The sequence below is a fragment of the Paraburkholderia sp. J69-1 genome (genome assembly GCF_905220255.1).
GTDB lineage: Bacteria > Pseudomonadota > Gammaproteobacteria > Burkholderiales > Burkholderiaceae > Paraburkholderia.
Genome location: NZ_CAJMZG010000091.1, coordinates 1 through 529 on the forward strand (window position 1 = coordinate 1; position 529 = coordinate 529).

Genomic DNA, 529 nt, shown 5'->3' on the forward strand with positions numbered 1-529 from the left:
GGGTGGGTTTGAGCAGAGGCGCAGGCCGCTGTGGATGCAGGTCACGGCGATTTTGATGATCGTGGTCATGTATTTCGCGCCTGCACTGTTTATTGCCAGTGAGACCGCCCACGCGGCGCTCATTGTCGACCCGCGTGCCGCGGTGACATTCCAGCCCGGCTTGACGCAGACCAGCACTGGCGTGCCTGTTATCAATATTGCGGCTCCGAATGCGGATGGCATAAGCAGCAACAGTTTTTCGAGCTTTGACATCGGCTCGTCCGGACTGGTGCTCAATAACAGCCTGATATCGGGAACGCCTTTGTTAGGTGGCACTGTTGCTGCCAACCCAAATCTCGCGGGTCGTGTGGCGACGACCATTCTGAATCAGGTCACTTCCACCGGCGCCATTTCGACACTTGCTGGGCCCCTCGAAGTGTTCGGTTCGCCTGCAACGGTTATCATAAGTAATCCGAATGGAATTTCTGTAAATGGACTGTCTTTAACCAATGCCGAAAACCTGGTTCTGACAACCGGTGTTCCGCAGTTC

1 protein-coding gene is annotated in these 529 nt (G+C 55.4%); it reads left to right on the top strand.

Translation table 11 applies throughout. From position 1 onward, the window contains the following. Positions 1–34 precede the first annotated feature (34 nt). The coding region (locus U5A67_RS40510; RefSeq protein WP_321818842.1) for a filamentous hemagglutinin N-terminal domain-containing protein at positions 35–529 on the top strand (495 nt) is incomplete at its 3' end.